At 65.4% G+C, this 18,560-nt stretch carries 19 protein-coding genes and 1 riboswitch; of the genes, 7 read left to right on the top strand and 12 right to left on the bottom strand.

The annotated features are described in order from the left end of the window. Positions 1-35 precede the first annotated feature (35 nt). Both N539_RS0113235 and N539_RS0113230 read left to right on the top strand, forming a co-directional pair. Entirely contained in the window at positions 36-602 is a 567-nt protein-coding gene (locus tag N539_RS0113235) for a LemA family protein (RefSeq protein WP_028970652.1), read from the top strand. A 2-nt stretch (positions 603-604) separates the two neighbouring features. Further along, positions 605-2,503 (top strand): DUF2207 domain-containing protein, encoded by a 1,899-nt coding sequence (locus tag N539_RS0113230; protein WP_037552788.1) that lies wholly within the window; start codon positions 605-607, stop codon positions 2,501-2,503. Here N539_RS0113230 and N539_RS0113225 read toward each other — a convergent pair whose 3' ends face one another. After that, positions 2,504-3,049, bottom strand: a complete 546-nt coding sequence (locus N539_RS0113225; protein ID WP_081774362.1) for a GNAT family N-acetyltransferase — start codon at positions 3,047-3,049, stop codon at positions 2,504-2,506. Positions 3,050-3,052: 3 nt separating this feature from the next. After that, on the bottom strand, positions 3,053-3,283 hold the full coding sequence (gene rpmE / locus N539_RS0113220; RefSeq protein ID WP_028970649.1) for a 50S ribosomal protein L31: 231 nt from the start codon (positions 3,281-3,283) through the stop codon (positions 3,053-3,055). A gap of 105 nt (positions 3,284-3,388) precedes the next feature. Further along, positions 3,389-3,531, top strand: a riboswitch (cobalamin riboswitch). A gap of 81 nt (positions 3,532-3,612) precedes the next feature. Here rpmE and N539_RS17115 point away from each other — a divergent pair. Genes N539_RS17115 through N539_RS17110 form a run of 5 tightly spaced genes read left to right on the top strand, consistent with a single transcriptional unit; the run spans position 3,613 to position 8,870 of the window. Then, complete coding sequence (locus tag N539_RS17115) at positions 3,613-5,505, top strand: TonB-dependent receptor plug domain-containing protein (protein ID WP_051531806.1); 1,893 nt, start codon at positions 3,613-3,615, stop codon at positions 5,503-5,505. After that, positions 5,493-6,428 carry a cobalamin-binding protein gene (locus N539_RS0113210; RefSeq protein WP_037552787.1) on the top strand — a complete coding sequence of 312 codons (936 nt, stop codon included), beginning with the start codon at positions 5,493-5,495 and terminating at the stop codon, positions 6,426-6,428. The genes N539_RS17115 and N539_RS0113210 overlap by 13 nt, the downstream gene beginning before the upstream one ends. Next, positions 6,422-7,183: an ABC transporter substrate-binding protein gene (locus N539_RS0113205; RefSeq protein ID WP_156029953.1), complete on the top strand. Its 762-nt coding sequence runs from the start codon at positions 6,422-6,424 to the stop codon at positions 7,181-7,183. Before N539_RS0113210 ends, N539_RS0113205 begins: the two co-directional genes overlap by 7 nt. Continuing rightward, a complete protein-coding gene (locus tag N539_RS0113200) occupies positions 7,180-8,145 on the top strand; it encodes a FecCD family ABC transporter permease (RefSeq protein WP_028970646.1) in 966 nt (321 codons plus the stop codon). The genes N539_RS0113205 and N539_RS0113200 overlap by 4 nt, the downstream gene beginning before the upstream one ends. Then, positions 8,142-8,870: an ATP-binding cassette domain-containing protein gene (locus N539_RS17110; RefSeq protein ID WP_051531805.1), complete on the top strand. Its 729-nt coding sequence runs from the start codon at positions 8,142-8,144 to the stop codon at positions 8,868-8,870. Before N539_RS0113200 ends, N539_RS17110 begins: the two co-directional genes overlap by 4 nt. Here N539_RS17110 and fabZ read toward each other — a convergent pair. From fabZ to tsf, 10 genes are all read right to left on the bottom strand, one after another. Further along, positions 8,836-9,258, bottom strand: coding sequence for a 3-hydroxyacyl-ACP dehydratase FabZ (fabZ, locus tag N539_RS0113190; protein ID WP_051531872.1), 423 nt, complete (start codon positions 9,256-9,258; stop codon positions 8,836-8,838). The two genes, N539_RS17110 and fabZ, sit on opposite strands and share 35 nt — an antisense overlap. Before the next feature lie 61 nt (positions 9,259-9,319). Then, positions 9,320-9,907: an OmpH family outer membrane protein gene (locus N539_RS0113185; protein ID WP_028970644.1), complete on the bottom strand. Its 588-nt coding sequence runs from the start codon at positions 9,905-9,907 to the stop codon at positions 9,320-9,322. Beyond that, positions 9,907-12,510, bottom strand: a complete 2,604-nt coding sequence (bamA, locus tag N539_RS0113180; protein ID WP_051531804.1) for an outer membrane protein assembly factor BamA — start codon at positions 12,508-12,510, stop codon at positions 9,907-9,909. Before bamA ends, N539_RS0113185 begins: the two co-directional genes overlap by 1 nt. 74 nt (positions 12,511-12,584) lie before the next feature. Then, positions 12,585-13,715, bottom strand: a complete 1,131-nt coding sequence (locus tag N539_RS0113175; protein ID WP_028970642.1) for a M50 family metallopeptidase — start codon at positions 13,713-13,715, stop codon at positions 12,585-12,587. Further along, complete coding sequence (locus N539_RS0113170) at positions 13,715-14,875, bottom strand: 1-deoxy-D-xylulose-5-phosphate reductoisomerase (RefSeq protein ID WP_028970641.1); 1,161 nt, start codon at positions 14,873-14,875, stop codon at positions 13,715-13,717. Before N539_RS0113170 ends, N539_RS0113175 begins: the two co-directional genes overlap by 1 nt. Next, positions 14,872-15,504, bottom strand: coding sequence for a phosphatidate cytidylyltransferase (locus N539_RS0113165; RefSeq protein ID WP_028970640.1), 633 nt, complete (start codon positions 15,502-15,504; stop codon positions 14,872-14,874). Before N539_RS0113165 ends, N539_RS0113170 begins: the two co-directional genes overlap by 4 nt. Continuing rightward, on the bottom strand, positions 15,501-16,169 hold the full coding sequence (gene uppS, locus N539_RS0113160) for a polyprenyl diphosphate synthase (protein WP_081774359.1): 669 nt from the start codon (positions 16,167-16,169) through the stop codon (positions 15,501-15,503). The genes N539_RS0113165 and uppS overlap by 4 nt, the downstream gene beginning before the upstream one ends. Positions 16,170-16,237: 68 nt before the next feature. Continuing rightward, a complete protein-coding gene (frr, locus tag N539_RS0113155) occupies positions 16,238-16,798 on the bottom strand; it encodes a ribosome recycling factor (protein ID WP_028970638.1) in 561 nt (186 codons plus the stop codon). Next, on the bottom strand, positions 16,795-17,523 hold the full coding sequence (pyrH, locus tag N539_RS0113150; RefSeq protein ID WP_028970637.1) for a UMP kinase: 729 nt from the start codon (positions 17,521-17,523) through the stop codon (positions 16,795-16,797). The genes frr and pyrH overlap by 4 nt, the downstream gene beginning before the upstream one ends. 92 nt (positions 17,524-17,615) lie before the next feature. Beyond that, entirely contained in the window at positions 17,616-18,560 is a 945-nt protein-coding gene (tsf, locus tag N539_RS0113145) for a translation elongation factor Ts (RefSeq protein WP_028970636.1), read from the bottom strand.

The following is an 18,560-nucleotide window of genomic DNA, read 5'->3' as shown; positions in this document are numbered from 1 at the left end:
ATGGTCGCTTTCGGGCGATCACAGGGGGCTTCATCATGGTTGGTTGGATTGTGCTGGGCGTCATCGTCCTGCTGCTGTTGATGGCGATTGGCCTGTACAATCGCCTGGTCCGGCTGCGGGCGCTGGTGAAGGAAGGCTTCAGCGGGATCACCGTCCAATTGCGGCGCCGCGCCGACCTCATCCCCAACCTCGTCGAGACGGTCCAAGGTTATGCGACGCACGAGCGCGAAGTGTTCGAGCAGGTCACCAAGGCGCGCGCGGCAAGCGTCAACGCCGGCAGCGTCGAGGCGACGGCGCACGCCGATGCCCAGATGACCGGCATTCTCGGACGGCTGTTCGCGGTGGCGGAGGCCTATCCCGACCTCAAGGCCAACCAGAATTTCCTCCAGCTCCAGGGCCAGCTTTCCGCGATCGAAGGCGAGCTCCAGGGCGCGCGGCGCTATTACAACGCGACCGTCCGTGACCTGAATTCGAGCATACAGAGCTTCCCGGCCGTCGTGGTCGCGGGCCCGCTCGGCTTTCGTGAAGAACCTTTCTACCAGGACGACGACCCGAGCATCCAGAGCGCACCCAAGGTTTCATTCGCCCAGCCCGCGGCCTGACCATGCTCCGCGCGCTGCGCGCCGTCTCCGCGCTGCTTCTGTTCGCCGCGACGTCGGCGCATGCCGAAGAGCGCATCCTGCGCTTCCTCAGCGACGTCCGAATCCAGAAGGACAGCTCGCTCGAAGTCACCGAGACGATCGACGTCAACGTCGAGAATGTGACGATCAACCACGGCATTCTTCGCGATTTTCCGACGCGCTATCGCAATCCCCGCGGCGGCGGACAGATTCGTGTTGGGTTCACCATGGATGGGGCAACGCTCGACGGCGCGCCGGTGCCTGCCAGTAGCGCGCCTTACGGAAACGGCGTCAGGATCAAGGTCGGCGATCCGGATCGGATCATCCCGGTCGGCGAGCACAGCTTCGTGCTTCACTACCGGACAACGCGGCAAATCGGCCGCTTCAAGGGCTATGACGAGCTCTATTGGAACGCCACGGGCAACGGTTGGCCATTCCCGATCGATCTGGCTGAAGCACGTCTTCACCTGCCAACATCAGCAAGTTTCGCGCAGCCGTCGGCGTACACCGGATCCCAGGGATCGACGGCCTCGAACGCCGAAGTCATCGCCGACGGTCCGGGCGAGATCGCTTTCCGGACGACGAAAGGCCTTGCCCCCTACGAAGGCCTGACCGTCGCCGCGGCCTTTCCGAAGGATGTCGTCGCTGAAGCCGCCGCGGCAAATCGCGCCGCCTGGTGGCTCGCCGACTACGGCCCTCCCGCACTCGGCCTTCTCGTCCTGCTTGGGCTTTGCGGATTTTGCTACGTGGCGTGGCAGCGGGCCGGACGCGATCCGCGTGCCGGGACCGTCGTGCCGATCTTCTCCCCGCCGGACGATCTGAGCCCCGCCGCTATGCGGTACGTGACGCGGATGGGCGCGGACAATCGGAGTTTCGCTTCGGCGCTGGTCGACATGGGCGTTCGTGGCCATGTTCGAATGGTCGAGGAAGACCGCGGTTGGCTTTCGGGAAAGCATACGCGGCTCGAACGCCTCGATGCGCCGACGCCGCTCCCAGAGGAGGAAGAGGCCGCGCTCGATTGTCTTTGTCGACCGGGCGAAGAGATCATGATGGAGCAGAAAAATCACGAGAGCTTCTCCGCTGCCAACAATGCCTTATCGGAAGTCCTGAAGGTCAAATATGAAGACAAGCTGTTCAAGCGCAACTACGGCTGGGCTGCCGCGGGGTTGCTGCTTTTCCTGGCCGGCCTTTGGCTTAGCGCCGTTTCCGTCGTCGTAGCGACAAACGGAGTCGCCCCCTCGACCGCGGGCGCGATCTTCGGAAGTCTCTTGGCCGTCGCTTTGTTGTGGCTGGTCTTTCACGACTCCGCGGTCGGCAAATGCCTGCTCTCGCTGGCCAGCCTGGCGGGTGTGGCTATCGCGGCTTCCCTCGGTGCGCCGATGATTGCCGAAGCGCTGAACACCGGCTGGTGGCTGCCGGTTGCGCTTCCCGCGCTCGCCGCGCCGCTCGTGCTTTCCGCTTTCTGGTGGATCTCGGCGCCGACGCCGGAGGGACGCACCGTCCTCGACCATATCGCCGGGTTCAAGCAGTATCTCTCGATCACCGAAGCCGAGCGGCTCGATCGCATGACCGCGCCCAGGGACACGCCCGAGGTTTTCGAGCGCTATTTGCCCTATGCGATCGCGCTCGGCGTTGAGAACCGCTGGGCGGAACGCTTCGCCGGCGTCCTCGCCGCGGCGGCCGCTCAAGGGCATCAGGGGTTCGTCTGGTATGCCGGAAGCAACAGCCCATGGGACAATCCGACCGGGTTCACACACGACGTGGGGTCGTCCCTGTCGAGCACCATCAGTTCGGCGTCCACCGCGCCAGGCTCGTCGAGCGGCTCAGGCGGTGGCGGGTCTTCCGGTGGTGGCGGTGGTGGCGGCGGTGGCGGCGGCTGGTGATCAGGCCGGGCGTCTGCGCCGCCACAGGCTGACCGGCTCGTTCCGATAGACCCCGTCGGGCTCGCGCTCGTAGCCCAAACGCGCGGCAAGCTTCATCGACGGGTCGTTGCCGATCGAAATGATCGCGACCGTCTCATCCGCGTCCAACTGGGCATCGGCCCAGCCGAGCAGCGCGTCGCACGCCTCCCTGGCGATGCCCTGACCGTGGACCTCGGTCGCAAAGATGTACCCGAGCTCGGGCACGCCTTCGATCAGCGGCTCCATTTCGCGGTGGTAATCGAACAATCCGACGTGACCGACCAGCTTGCCGTCTGATTTCCGCTCGGCACCGAGCAGCCCCGTCCCTTGCAGCTGCCACAGACCGACGCCGCCGAGCAGCCGGCGGAACGACTCCTCGCGGCCGAACTGCGCGCCGCCGAAATGCTTCATCACCTCGGGATCGGAGAGCATCGCTGCGTGGGACGGCAGGTCGTCCTCGACGAATCCGCGCAAAATCAGACGCTCGGTCTCCAGCACTGGAGCCGAGGTCAGCGGCGAGAACCGCAAGGCTTACTTCTTGCCGAGGGTGAGTCCGCCAAAGCGCTTGTTGAAGCGCGCCACCTGGCCACCAGCATCGAGCAGCTTCTGGTTGCCGCCGGTCCACGCCGGGTGGACCTTGGGATCAATCTCGAGGTGGAGAGTGTCGCCTTCCTTGCCCCAGGTCGAACGGGTCTGGAACTTGGTCCCGTCGGTCATTTCGACGGTGATCATGTGATAATCGGGATGGCCTTCGGACTTCATCTTGATTTTCCTTGGGTTAGCAGCTGGTTTCCGACCAGCCGCAACAAGTGTCGCGCGCCCCTAGCGGACGGGCCTGTTCTTGACAAGGTTCGAGCGCCGGTTCAGCCGTGAGCGCAGGATCAGGGTCCGGCGGTTACGACCGTCGGCTAACAAGGAAGCCGGTGTTGAATCCGGCGCTGTGCCCGCAACTGTAGGACGGAGCGACACGCTCCTTCGAGTCAGACACTTGCCTTGATCCGTCGTTCGTTTCCCGGCCGGGAGCAGCCGCGGGGCGGAGGGCGAGGTCCCTCTTGTGACGACATGTTCGTGTCGTTTCAGGAGGTTGACCAATGATTTCAGCATTCATCTTGATCGCTGCGGAAGCAGTTGCAGCGAAGGTGCCGCCAGACCAGACGATCGTCGTCACTGGCGACCGCTCCGGCCAGGGCATTCCCGCGGACCAGATCGGCGGATCGGTGACGGTGATCGACAGCGACGCGATCGAGCGGCGCCAGGTCCGCGACCTGTCGGACGCCCTTCGCGACGTGCCGGGCGTCGCGGTCGCCGGTACCCCGGGACTAAGTCAGATCCGCCTTCGCGGCACCGAGGGCAATCATGTGCTGGTGCTCATCGACGGCATCGAGGTCTCGGATCCGTTCTTCGGGGAATTCGATTTCAGCAGCCTGCAGGCCGATGAGGCAAGCAAGGTCGAAGTGCTGCGCGGACAGCAGAGCGCCATCTACGGCTCGGATGCGATCGGCGGGGTGGTGCAGTACATCACGGCAAGCGGTCGCGAGGCGCCGGGCGTCTCGGCGCGACTGGAAGGCGGGTCGTTCGCCACGGTGAACGCCTCCGCACGCGCGGCCGGCGCCAGCGGGCACTTCGACTATGCGCTGACGGCAACGGGACGCCGGACCGGCGGCACACCCAATGCGAGGGATGGCTCGCGCGAGCTCGGCTCCGACGGCGAGGCGGCGTCGGCGAAGCTCGGCGCGACCCCCGCTCCCAATTTTCGTCTGACAGGGGTGTTGCGCTACTCACGGCTCAAGAGCGACTTCAACCTCTCCGAGGCCGATCCGGCGAGCCCGACCTTCGGTCAGACGATCGATTCGCCGGGCACGTATCTGAAAAACGACGCTCTTTATGGATTGGCTCGGGGCGAGCTCGATTTGCTCGACGGACGATGGAGCCACGCGCTGTCGGCGCAATTCGCGGACGTGAAGCGGGACACGTTCGACCCGTCGGCACGCACCTCGGGAGATCGCGGCGGTCGGTTCAAGGGATCGTACGACACGACGTTCCGCTTCGGCACTGGCAGCGTGAAGCACCGCCTGACCCTGGCCGCGGATCGTGAGCGTGAGTCCTTTCGCAATGCCGACCCTGCCGGCTTCGCCTTCAACGGTTGGAAGCACATCAATACGTCGGGTGTGGTCGGCCAGTACGAACTTCTCCTCGGCGACAATGCAGCGTTCGGCGCGGCGGTCCGCCATGACTTCAACAGCCGCTTTGCAAACGACACGACCGACCGGGTGCAGGGCAGCTATCGCTTCGCGAGCGGGACCCGCCTCCGCGCAGCCGCGGGATCGGGAGTCAAATATCCCGGAATTTTCGAGTTGTTCGGCTTCGTCGACGGTCAATTCCTCGGCAATCCTGATCTCAAGCCGGAGACGTCGCGGGGCTGGGAGGCGGGGATTGAGCAAGACTTCGGAGCGGGCCGCGGACAAATCGGAGCGACCTATTTCAGCAACCGGCTGCACGACGAGATCATCTTCGCGTTCCTGCCGGGCATCGGCTTCGTCGGCGCCAACAGCAGTGAAGTTTCGTCGCAACGCGGTGTCGAGACGTTCGCCAACCTGCGTCTCACGCCATCGTGGCGAATCGACGCGGCCTACACCTACCTGCACGCTCGCGAGGCGGGTCGTGAGGAAGTCCGCCGGCCGAAGCACGTGGCGAGCCTCGCGGTCGATTATCGAGTTCCCGGGGAGCGCTGGGGGACCACGGTCGTCGCCCGCTACAACGGCAAGGCGGCCGACGACGCCTTCATCTTGCCGCCGTTCGGCTCTCCACTGAGGGTCAAGCTCGACGACTATCTCTTGCTCAATTGGAACGCCGACTACCGCCTCAGCGATCACCTCGAGCTGTTCGGCCGCGTCGAGAATATCCTCGACGAGCATTACGAGCAGGTCTTCAGCTTCGTCTCGCCGGGCCGGGCGGCTTATGCAGGCCTGCGATGGCGGATGTGAAAAACCTGAGGATCGTTTCGCTGCTGCCGAGCGCGACCGAGATCGTAGTCGCGCTCGGTCTCGGCGAGCAGCTCGTCGGCCGCTCGCATGAGTGCGACTATCCCGAATGGGTTCAACGGCTTCCAGTCTGTACTTCGACCAAGCTCGAGAAGGGCCTGACCTCGCGCCAGATCGACGACCGCGTGCACGAAATCGTCCGCCAGGGCCTGTCGGTCTACGAAGTGGATGCCGAGCTGCTTCGAAGTCTCCGGCCCGATGTGATCCTGACCCAGTCGCAGTGCGCCGTCTGCGCGGTGACACCGGCGGATCTCGAGGAAGCGCTCGGTTCGTGGCTGGGCACGGCGCCCAGGCTGTTGTCGCTATCGCCCGACACATTGGACGATGTCTGGGGTGATATCGCCTCGGTCGCTTGCGCGAGCGGCGTCGGGGACCGCGGACGCGAGCTCGTCCGTCGGCTGCAGGCACGTCTCGAGATGCTGCCGAAAGGCGACGAGCGCTCGCGCGTTCTCGCGATTGAATGGGTCGATCCGTTGATGATCGCCGGCAATTGGATCCCCGAGCTGATCGAGCTCGCCGGTGGGATGCCGCTCCTCGCGGGTCAGCATTCGCACTATGTCGATTGGGCGGACGCAGCCGCGCAGGATCCTGGCGTCATCATCGTCATGCCCTGCGGATATCGAGTCGAGCAGAGCCTGGCCGAGATGGGGGCGTTGACGCGGCTGGCCGGCTGGGCCAGCCTCACCGCGGTGCGCGACGGGCGTGTGTTCATTGCCGACGGCCAGTATTTCTTCAATCGCCCGGGGCCGCGGCTGGTCGAGTCGGCCGAAATGGTCACCGACATGCTCCGTGCGCCCGCCGATGTTCAGCGATCCGAGGACGGCTCGTGGGTCCGTTTCACGCCGTACCTGGCCGCGTCATGCTAACTGCTCTCCTCATCGCCCTTGTAACGGCCGCGTCACCAACGCGCGTTGCGTCGGTCAACCTGTGCACGGACGAAATGCTCCTGTTGCTGGCGAAACCGGGCGAAATTGCCAGCGTCAGCTTCCTCTCGCGCGATCCTCGGGAAACGGCGCTGTGGCGCAAGGCACGACGCTTCCCAGCAAATGACGGCACGATTGAGCAGGTTCTGGCCGAGCACCCTGCCGTCATTCTCAACATGGGCGGCGGCGGCCGCTCGCGGGCCTATCTCGCGAGCCGCATCGGTATCCACCCGGTCGACGTCGCGCTTCCAATGACTCTCGACGACGTTGTCTCGAACCTGCGGCGCGTCGCGGTTGTGCTTGGGGACGTCCATCGAGCCGACCCGTGGGTCCGCCGCATCGAGATCCTTCGACAGAGCGCGCCGACCAAGGCCGAAGACGCGATGTGGATTTCGGGTGGCGGCTTCACCCTCGCCCCGGATTCGCTCGGCGCGCAGTGGCTGCGGCTGGCGGGGCTGCGCCAACGGCCCGTCGTCGGCGGCAAAGTTTCTTTGGAAACCTTGCTTACTGAACCGCCCAAGGCATTGGTAATCAGCGATTATCGATCCGGTCAAATGTCGGGCGGCGTGCGCTGGCTGTCGCATCCGATCGTCCAGCAGGCAACGTCCCGGCGCATCGTCACGGACGGACGCGCTTGGACCTGTATGGGCCCGCTGATGATCGCCGAGATCGAACGCTTGAGGAGAGTCGTGAAGTGATCCGAACGACCCTCTTGCTGGTGATGATGATGTTCGCATTGGCGCTGGCGCATCTCGTTACGCCGCTCGCGCCGATCGCGGAGCTCCAGCGCAGCGCACCCGACACGGCGTGGCAATTGCTGTTCGAAATTCGTCTCCCGCGCACGCTGCTGGTGCTCGGCTATGGCTTTGTGCTGGGAATGACTGGCGCTGCGCTGCAGTCGCTGTTCGGCAATCCCCTCGCTTCGCCCGACGTGACGGGGAGCAGCAGCGGCGCGGCGCTGGGCACCGTCTTCGCCGCTTACTGGCTCGGCGCCACGCAACCGCTCGCGCTTGCCGTAGCGGGCGCCGCCGGTTCGCTTGGAGCGCTGGCGCTGATGGTGTTGCTTGCAGGCAGGCGGGCCGAAACGACAACGATGCTTCTGGCCGGCATCGCGATCGCGCTTGCGGCGGGTGCCGGGACCAGCCTGCTGCTTGCCCTCGCTCCTTCGCCATTCGCTTTCTACGACAGCTTCGACTGGCTGATGGGCAGCTTCGTCGACCGCAGCCTGCCCCAGGCCGCGATCGCTCTCATTCCTGCGGCGATCTGCTGCGCGATTCTTGCCCTGCGCTCCCGCCCCCTGGACTTGATCGCCCTTGGCGAGGACGTCCTCGCATCGCTCGGTTACGACCCGCGCCGGCTCGCGCTTCAGGTCATTGTCCTATCCTCGATTGCGATCGGGGCCTGCGTATCGGTGTGCGGCGCGATCGGTTTCGTCGGCCTGCTGGCGCCGTACGCGGCGCGGCGCCTGAGCCGCGGCCATCCCGGCCAGGCGCTGGTTCCCGCCGGCCTGATCGGAAGCATCCTCCTGCTCGTCGCCGACATCGCGGTCCGCTTCGGGCCGGAGGGACGGACGATCCCCGTGGGCATCCTGACAACGGTCGCCGGTACGCCCCTGTTCGTATGGATCGTCGTCACCATGCGGCGGAGGGTGACGTCATGACGGCGCTCTTCGAAGCCCGCGGCATAGCGCTGGCGGCACGGCTGCAGGCGACCGATCTCGAGGTACCAGCGGGTCAGCTGACGGCGGTCATCGGCCCCAACGGCGGCGGTAAGACCAGCCTGTTGCGAGCGCTCGGCGCGATCGAGGCGAGCTCCGGATCGGCGACGATCGATCGCGAGGCGATCGCCACCGCCCCGCCGGCGCGGCGCCCCAGGCTCGTCGGCTTCATGCCGGCTAGCCGCGAGATCGCCTGGCCGATCCTGGCCCGCGACATCATCGCCCTCGGTTTGCCGGCACCTGATGCCCACCGGGTGGAAGAATTGATCGGCATTCTCGAGCTGGAGAGCCTGGCCGATCGGCCGGTCGATCGGCTGTCGACCGGCGAGCGGACTCGCGTACTCCTGGCACGGACCCTGGCACCCCGCCCCCGCCTGCTGCTGCTCGACGAACCCTTGTCGAACCTCGATCCCTATTGGGTGCTGCGGATGATTGAGGTCCTGCGCTCGACGGTTGCGGCGGGCGCGGCTGCGCTGGTCGCCTTGCACGACATCGAGCTCGTGCCCGCCTTCGATCGCGCCTTGCTGGTCGCGGACGGCGCGATTCGCGCGGACTTGCCGCCGGAAGACATGCTGGCAAGCGAAGTCCTCGCCGAGGCATTCAGAATATTGCGATCTGGGAACGGCTGGCGGGTCAGTCCGAGGGCGGATCGGCGATCATCGCCGTGAACTCGCACTGCGTGGCAACCTCGCCATCCAGCGTCGCCTTGCCCGCGAACTTGCAAACGCGGGAGCGCTTCTGGATGAACTCGACTTCGAGCTTCAGCAACACGCCGGGCTCCACTGGCTTGCGGAACTTCACGCCGTCGATCGACATGAAGTAAACCAGCTTGCCCGAACCGGCGAGCCCAAGGCTTTCGATCGCAAGCACGCCCGCCGCCTGAGCCAGTGCCTCGACCTGCAGAACGCCGGGCATGATCGGCCTTCCCGGGAAGTGGCCCTGGAAGAACTCCTCGTTGATCGAGACCGCCTTGACCGCGACGATCCGCTCGTCGCGGACGAGGGATTCGACGCGATCGATCAGCAGCATCGGATAACGATGCGGCAGCGCCGCCATCACTCGCCGGATATCGAGCGTGGTGTCGGCGGCGCTGGCCGGTTGGTCGTTCACGGGTGGCTTAGCGGCCCTGCGGCGCGGCCGGCTTGGGCGCCGCCGGCGCTGTCACCGAGACCGATGGCATCGCCGTGTTCAGCGCCGCGAGGACGTCGCTGGTGACGTCGACCGAGGTGGTCGTCGCCAGGGTCGCCCCAGTCTCGAGCATGACGTTGGCGCCGCGACGCTGCATCACCGATTGATAGATCGGCCCGAGCTTGTCGCTGATCTGCTTCTGGATGAATTGCTGGTTGCGCTGGATCTGGACCTGCTGCGCCTGCACTTCCTGAGCGCCCTGCTGCTGCCTGGCCTGGAACGCCTTGACGCGGGCCTGAAGAGCCGCGTCGGGCTCCTTGCCCTGGAGCGCGTCGATCGCCGCCTGGATCGACTTCTGCTCGGTCTGGAGCGGTGTCGCCAGCGACTTTTCGCGGTTCTGCAGCGACGTGACCTGAGCGCGCAGCGCGGCGGACGCCGTCTTGCAGGCCGTACACTCGGTGGTGATCCGGTCGAGATCGACGACCGCGATGACTGCCGCCGGGACGGCCTGCGCCAGCGCGACCGAGGGCGTGAGGATGGCCGCCGCGACAGCGGCGGAAACGAGCAATTTCTTCATTAGAATTGAGTCCCTACGTTGAATTGGAAGAGTTTGGTGTCGTCGCCCTTTTGCTTGAGGAGGGCTTTGGCGAGATCGAGCCGGAGCGGCCCAAAGGGTGAAACCCAGTTGACGCCGATGCCGACCGAGAGGCGCGGCTTGGCGGAGTTGCCGAGGAAGAACTCCTTGAACCCGGGGGCGATGTCATAGTCCGTGGCCGAGCAAGCGGGATCGCCCGGATGGCGGATGATGGTCGGCACCGTCTTTCCGGCCTTCGCGGTGCAGATGCTGAGCGCGTCGGTCAGCGCCGGCGACGTGATGTTCCACAATGACCCGGCATCGACATATGCGGACGGCCGAAGTCCCGCGCTCCGCAGCGCCGAGCTGATTGGAACCTCGAGCTCGAGCCGGCCGGCATAATAGGTTTTGCCGCCGAGCGAGTCGACGATCCTCGCCTGATCGGTCGCGAGCGTGCCGTCGGCATTATACGGAATGCGCTGGACCCGCGGGCCGATGCCGCGGATATCGAAGCCGCGGAGCTGAGGCCCGAAGAAGCGGTCGGTGAGCCGGATCGCATCGCGGTTGGGCCCCGGCGCCGCCTGGAAGGCCTTGATGTAGCCGCCCTCGACATGGGCCGACAAAATGAAGCCGCCGAAGCTCTTGTACTTGGTCGCGTCGGCGCGCAGCCGGCCGTACTTAACGTCGCCGCCCAGGCCCGCGATGTCCTGGCTGAAGACCGCACGCTGGCCTCTGGTCGGGTGAATGCCGTCGGTGTCGTCGTAGGCGGTTGAATAACCGACAAGCGACGTCGTCCGGGTGCCGACTTCGTCGCAAAGATATTGGCCCGCCTTCAGCGGATCGCAGCGAGGGGCCAGGGGTCCGGTGCCATCTGGATCGGTGTAGAACGTGCTCTTGTCGAGCGAGATCTTGTCCTGAACCAGATTGTAGCGCGTGCCGACCGTCCAGTATTCCGTGAGCGGGAAACCGGTGCGGAGGCCGCCGCCGGTGCTGACTTGGGAATAGGTCGTGTTGCGCTGGTTGCCGACGAAATTGAAGCTGCGGTAGTCGCGGCGGTAGAGCTGCCCGCCGAACAAAATCGACTTGTCGAGGAAATAGGGATCGGCGAAGCCGAGCTCGATGGACTTCGAATACGCCGAGTAATTCACCGAGGCGTCGAGCGACTGGCCCTTGCCGAGGAAGTTGTTCTGCGAAACCGCGAGCTGGATGACGAACTTCTCGAGGCTCGAATAGCCGCCCGACAGCGAGAGCTGCCCCGTCGGCTTTTCCTCGACGTCGAGGCCGAGCACCACGCGGTCCGGCGCCGAACCTTCGATCTGTTTGATCTCCAACTTTTCCTGGAAATAGCCGAGGCTCTGGATGCGGTCCTGACTGCGCTTGAGCTTGAGTGCGTTGAACGCGTCGCCTTCGTTGAGGCGAAACTCGCGGCGGATCACCTTGTCGCGGGTCGAGGTGTTGCCGGTGATGTCGATCCGCTCGACGTAGACGCGCGGCGTCTCCGTGATCTTGAGCGTGACGTTCATCAACTTTTTCTCGGGATCGCGGTCATAGGCCGGGTTGATGTCGGCGAAGGCGTAGCCGAGGTTGCCCGCCTGCGCATTGACGTCGGTGACGGCGTCCTCGACCTCCTTGGCGTTGAACCAGGTTCCCGGCTGGATCTTCAGGATTTGCTTGACCCGGTCGTTGGGCAGGTCGCGAAGCGCGCTGTCGACCGAGACCGAGCCGAACTTATACCGCGGTCCCTCTTCGACCACATAGGTGATGACGAAATCGCGCCGATCCGGGGTCAGCTCGGCGAGTGCCGAGACCACGCGAAAATCGGCATAGCCCTCGGTCAGATAGAAAGCGCGAAGCTTCTGCTGGTCGGCGGCAAGGCGATCCGGATCATAGGTGTCGTTCGATTTCATGAAGCCGAGCACGCCACCGGCGGCCTTCGAGAACATTTCCTTGCGCAGTCGTGCATCGGGGAATTTTGTGTTGCCGAGGATGTTGATCGCACGGATCTTGGCGAGGTCGCCCTCGTAGATTTCGAACACGACGTCGACGCGGTTCTGGTCGAGCTGGACGATCTTCGGCTCGACCCGCGCCGCGAAACGGCCCTGGCGGCGATAGAGCTCGAGGATGCGGTCGACGTCGGCGCGCGCCGCGGGGCGAGTGAAGATTTGCCGCGGGGCGAGCTTGATCTCAGGCACGATCTTGTCGTCCTTGAGGCGCTTGTTCCCCTCGAGAATGATGCGGTTGATGACCGGGTTTTCGCGGACGGCGATGACAATGTCGCCAGTGTCGGCGCCGCTGATCGTGACATCGGCGAACAGCTGCGTCCCGTAAAGGTCCTTCAGCGCCTGATCGAGCGTGCTCGCGGTGTAGGTCTGACCCGGGGTCAGGTTGGCGTAGGCGCGGATGGTTTCGGGCTCGAGGCGCTGGTTGCCGTGAACGATGATCGAGCGGATCGTGCGCTCCGGCGCAGGAGCTGCAGGTGGCGGCGCGGGCGTAGGCGCTGGTGTAGGTGCGGTTTGGGCGCACAATTGCGTGGCCGATGTCCCGAGGACGGTCCCAACCAGGAGCAGCGCACCGGCGCGCCTGAAACTCTTCGTCTTTGAAATCACTCGTCCCCGCCTTTTGTGCAATGGGTGCAGCGGCATCCGACCGCCATGCCCCTGTTCGCCCTGCCCCAACCCAACTAGCCAATCAAGCGCTGAAGCCGATCCCAGAGGCCAAGCGAACCCAAATCATTGACGGTCAGGAAAACCATCAATGCAAAGATGAGCGCGAGGCCCCCTCGAAACGCCCAATCAAGCGTCTTTGCACTGACCGGACGCCGCTGAACGGCTTCGACTGCGTAGAAGAACAGGTGGCCACCATCCAGCATGGGGACTGGCAAGAGGTTGATGAATCCGAGATTAATTGAAAACAGCGCCAGCAACTGAGCGAAGGCCAAAGGGCCCAGCGAAGCCTGCTGACCTGCGACCTGCGCGACCTTGATCGGGCCCCCTACGTCCTTGACCGATCGTCGCCCGGTGATGATCTGGACCAGCCCGTCGACCATCCCGCGAGTGGTGCGAAAAGTGTAGACCACCGCTTCCGGGAGAAGTCGGATCGCGGACGGGCGGGTATATTCGAAGCCCGCGCCCCCGATCCCAAGCCGACCGATCTTGAATTCCTGGCCGAAGCGATCGCGTTGCAATTCTGTCTTGATCGTGACCGGAATGGTGATCGGCCTGCCCGAGCGCAGGATTTCCAGGTCGACCCGTTCGCCAGGCCGCAACATCACGACCCTGAACAATTCTTCAAAGGTCGGCGTGGACCGGCCGGCAATCGCCACGATCCTGTCGCCCACATGGACGCCCGCCGCTTGAGCCACGCTGCCGCGCAAGAAGCCATCGACGCGATTGGGCGTGCTCGGCATCCCGATCGTCGCAAAGAACGCCGCAAAGATCGCGATTGCGAGGAGGAAATTCGTTGCTGGCCCAGCGAGGACGACGAGGAACCGTTGCCAAACGGGGCGGAGGGCGAAGGCCCGGTCGCGGTCCTCGGGCGGAATCTCGCTTTCGTCGACGGGATTGCTGGCCGGGCTCATGTCGCCGACGAAGCGGACGTAGCCGCCAAGCGGCATCCAGCCGATCTTCCAGCGCGTCCCCTGCTTGTCGGTCCAGCCGGCCACTTCGTGCCCAAAGCCGATCGAAAAGGCCTCCGCCGGGATGCGGAACAGGCGCGCGACCAGATAGTGACCGAGCTCGTGAAAAAAGATGAGCGGGCCGAGCATGCACATGAACGCGACCAGGATCAGCCAGAGGGGCGGCTGCGGGAGCATTACGGGCACACCTCGCTCATCGACGCTTCAGCCCGCTCACGGGTCACCCGGTCGATTTCGAGCACATCGGCGATCGATCGCGGCGCCTCGGCCGCAGACTCGGCAAGCGCTTGCTCGACGGTCCGTGCGATCTCCGGGAAGCGAATCCGTCCCTTGAGGAAGCTGTCCACGGCAATTTCGTTGGCGGCGTTGAGCACGATCGGGGCCGCCCCGCCGGCTTCGAGCGCCTCGCGAGCGATCCGCAGCGCCGGGAAGCGCTCGAGATCGGGCGCCTCGAAATCGAGCCGGCCAAGTCCGGCAAGATCCAGCCTCTCCGCCGGGGTTTCGAGACGGTCGGGCCAGGCGAGCGCGTAAGCGATCGGAATGCGCATGTCGGCTGCGCCGAGCTGCGCGAGTACTGATCCGTCGATGAATTCGACGAGCGAATGGACGGTGGATTGCGGATGGATCAGGATTTCGATCCGCTGCGAAGGCAGACCGAAGAGGTAATGCGCCTCGATCAGCTCCAGCCCCTTGTTCATGCACGTCGCCGAATCGACGGAGATCTTGGCGCCCATCGACCAATTGGGGTGGGCAACGGCTTGCGCGGGCGTGACGGCTTCGAGCGAACCGGCCGACGCGGTCCGAAACGGCCCGCCGCTCGCGGTCAGGACAATTTTTGAGACAGTGTCTTTGTTGTTCCCCGCAAGGCATTGAAAAATTGCATTATGCTCGCTGTCGATCGGCAGGATCGTCGCACCGTGCGTGGCGGCGGCGCCGATCATCAGCTCGCCCGCCGTGACCAACGCCTCCTTGTTCGCCAGTGCGACGGTCTTGCCCGCTTCGACCGCTGCCATGACCGGCATCAGGCCCGCGCAGCCGACGATCGCGGCGATTACCAGTTCGGCGTCGCCCGCCGCCGCTTCGATCAGGGCCCCTGGCCCAGCCTCGACGCGGCAGCCTGTGCCGGCGAGCAGTTCGGCAAGGATTTCGCGCTTCGTCTCGTCAGCGATGACGGCAAGCCTGGCACCGGTCCGGCGCGCGATCCCGGCGAGGGACTCGACGTTCGCCGCGGCGGTCACGGCGACGACCTCGAACCGGTCCGGCGATCGTTCGACCAGGTCGAGCGTCGACGACCCGACCGAGCCGGTTGCGCCGAGGATCGCGATCTTGCGTCTCACGTCACACCCGATAGCTGCGCGAGTGCGGTTAGCACAGCCACCGGCACCAACCCGTCGAGCCGGTCGAGGATTCCGCCATGCCCGGGGAGCCAGTTCCCGCTGTCCTTGACGCCCGCCCGGCGCTTCATCCAGCTTTCGAACAGATCGCCCGCTTGCGCAGTGAGGGCAAACAACGGCGCGAGGATCAGGAGCGGGTGGCCGAGGCCCATGGCAAGCGCCCATCCGCCACCGACGAGCGTGGCCGCGGCCAGCCCGCCGAACAACCCTTCCACCGTCTTCCCCGGACTGATCGAAGGCGCGAGCTTGCGGCGGCCCATGGCGCGGCCGACGAAATAGGCGCCAATGTCGGTCGACCAGGTTACGAGAAAAATCCACAGCAGCAGCTCGAGGCCGTGCGCGTCGCGCTCCCTCACCCACAACAGGGCCAGCGCCGGCAGGACAGCATAAACGAAGCCTCCGACGTACCACGCCGCGCCCCAGCCGCGGGCGATCCGAGTCCACTCGTAAAACATCACGGTCGCGATCGCCGCCACTGCATAGGCGAAGACGTTGCCGCCTTGGATCACAGCAAGCAGCGCGGCCGCGATCAAAACGACGCCGGTCAGCGTCCGGACCAGAAGCTCCTTCACCGGCCGCCGAACCGCCGCTGACGCGCCGCGTAGTGCTCAAGCGCTCCGGCGAAGGCGGCCTCGTCGAAATCGGGCCACAGCAGGTCGAGGAACAAGAGCTCGGCATAAGCGGCCTGCCACAACAGGAAGTTGGACAGGCGGACTTCTCCGGAGGTGCGGATCAGGAGGTCGAGCTCGGGAAGTCCTTCCGTCTCCAGGTACGCGGCCAAGGCGTGCTCATCGATCTCGTCCGGATCGATCTGGCCGGTCATGGCCTGGCCGGCCAGGGTCCGCGCCGCCGTCGCGATCTCGGAGCGCGAGCCATAATTGAGGGCGACGACCAGGGTCAGCCGATCGTTCCCCGCGGTCCGCTCGAGCGCCCGTTCGAGCCGGTCGACGAGGTCGGGACCAAACGCCGAATAATCGCCGATCAGCTTGAGCCGGATCCGCTCCTTTTCCAGCGTCTTGAGCTCGCGCTCGAGGTAAAAGCGCATCAGCCCGGTGAGGTCGGCGATCTCATCGGCACTCCGCCGCCAATTCTCCGATGAGAAGGCATAGAGCGTGAGGACCTCTACCCCGTGATCGGCCGCGGACTGCATTGCGCGGCGGACGGCCTCGGCGCCCGCCTTGTGACCGGCGACGCGCGGCAGTCCGCGTTGCTCGGCCCAGCGGCCGTTGCCGTCCATGATGATCGCGACGTGACGGGGAATCGCTCCAGCGACTTGCGCGACGCCCTCCGGGGCGGGTGCAGGCGTCACTTGCCGAGGATTTCCTTTTCCTTGGCTTCGGCGGTCTCGTCGATCTCGTTGATCGTGTCGTCGGTGAGCTTCTGCACCTCATGCTCGAGCCGCTTGCGCTCGTCCTCGCTGATCTCGTGCTTCTTCTCGTCCGACTTGAGATGGTCCATCCCGTCGCGTCGGACGTTGCGGACGGCAATGCGTGCCTTTTCCGCATATTGCCCGACGAGCTTGGCGAGCTCCTTGCGACGCTCCTCGGTCAGCTCGGGGATCGGCAGGCGGATCATCTGGCCGTCGGTGATCGGGTTGAGGCCGAGGCCGGCCGAGCGGATCGCCTTCTCGACCGGCTGAACGTTGGAGCGGTCCCACACCTGCACCGAGAGCATGCGCGCTTCCGGCGTCGACACCGTCGCGACCTGGTTGAGCGGCATCGTGCTGCCGTAGACCTCGACATTGACCGGATCGAGCAGCGCCGTCGAGGCGCGGCCGGTGCGCAGGCCCGCGAGATCGTGCTTCAGCGCTTCCACCGCGCCGTGCATTCGGCGCTTGAGGTCATCGGTCCTGATGCTGGTGGTCATTTGTGTCCCTCACCCTGAACGATCGTGGCGATTCCGCGTCCGGCCAGGACCTCGGCAAGGTTGCCCGGCTGGCGGATGTTGAACACCACGATCGGAATGTTGTTGTCGCGACACAAGGCGACCGCGGCCGCGTCCATCACCTTGAGGTCGTCGCTGAGCACTTTGCTGAAACCGACGTGATCGTAGCGCGTGGCGTCGCTCACCTTCTTGGGGTCGGCGGTGTAGACGCCGTCCACGCTGGTGCCTTTGAACAAGGCGTCGCAGCCCATCTCCGCCGCCCTCAGGGCAGCGGCGGTGTCGGTGGTGAAGAAAGGATTGCCGGTGCCGGCCGCGAACAGGACGATGCGCCCTTTTTCCAGGTGCCTCAGCGCGCGCCGGCGAATGTAGGGCTCCGACACGCTCGACATCGGGATCGCCGACTGCACCCGGGTATCGACGCCGAGCTTCTCGAGCGCGTTCTGCAGCGCCAGGGCGTTCATCACCGTCGCCAGCATGCCCATGTAGTCGGCCGTCGCCCGGTCAAATCCCTTGGCGGCCGCGGCCATGCCGCGGAAGATGTTGCCGCCGCCGACGACGAGACATAGCTCATGGCCATGCGCCTTGGCCGCGGCGATCTCGCCGGCGAGGCCGGCGACGGCGTCGGGATCGATCCCGAACTGCCCCGGGCCCATCAGCGCCTCGCCCGACAGCTTCAGCAGGATCCGATTGAAGCGCGGCAGGGTCATGCTGGCGGACGGTCCTTACAGATATGACAAGGGCGGCCCCGCCTTTATGGCGCAGCCGCCCCGTTGCCAACTGCCAAGCGGCAGTTGATTGCTTAAGCGACCGGTTCGGCCTTCGCCGTTCCCGCGGCAGCGGCAACCTCGGCCGCGAAGTCGCTCTGTTCCTTCTCGATGCCTTCACCGAGCTGGAAGCGGACGAAGTCCTTGACGGTGATCTCGGCGCCAGCCTCCTTCGCCGCCGCGGCGACGACGTCGGCCACCGGCGTCTTGTTGTCGCGAACGAACAGCTGCGACATCAAAGCGTTTTCCTTGCGGAACTTGGCGAGGCCGCCCTCGACCATCTTCTCGGCGATGTTGTGCGGCTTGCCGCTTTCCTTCGCCTTCTCCATTGCAATGCCGCGCTCGCGCTCGACGAGCTCGGACGGGAGCTGGTCGCCGGTGAGCGCCAGCGGGTGCGCCGCCGCAATGTGCTGGGCAATCTGCCTGCCGAGCTCGTTGAGCGTTTCCGCCGGAGCCGAGCTCTCTAGCGCGACCAGCACGCCGATCTTGCCGAGGCCCGGCGCGACCTGATTGTGGACGTAAGACACGACCGCGCCCTCGCCAACCTCGAGCAGAGCGGCGCGGCGCAGCGACTGGTTCTCGCCGATCTTGGCGATGTTCTCGGTCAGCGCCTCCCTGACGGTGCCGCCAGTCGGATACTGGGCGTTGCCGAGCGCGTCGATGTCCGTGCCATGAGCGAGCGCGAGTTTGGCGACGTTGCCGACGAAGTCCTGGAACTGCTCGTTCTTGGCGACGAAGTCGGTCTCGGAATTGACTTCGACCATCGCGCCGCGATTGCCCTCGACGGCGATGCCGACCAGCCCCTCGGCCGCGGTCCGGCCGGCCTTCTTGGCGGCGGCCGACAGTCCCTTGGCGCGAAGCCAGTCGATCGCGGCTTCCATCTCGCCGCTGTTCTCGGCCAGCGCCTTCTTGCAATCCATCATGCCGGCGCCGGTGCGCTCGCGCAGTTCCTTGACACTTGCGGCCGTGATCTCAGCCAT

It is taken from the genome of Sphingomonas sp. URHD0057, from assembly GCF_000620665.1.
GTDB lineage: Bacteria > Pseudomonadota > Alphaproteobacteria > Sphingomonadales > Sphingomonadaceae > Sphingomicrobium.
This window is presented reverse-complemented; position numbering and strand designations above follow the sequence as displayed.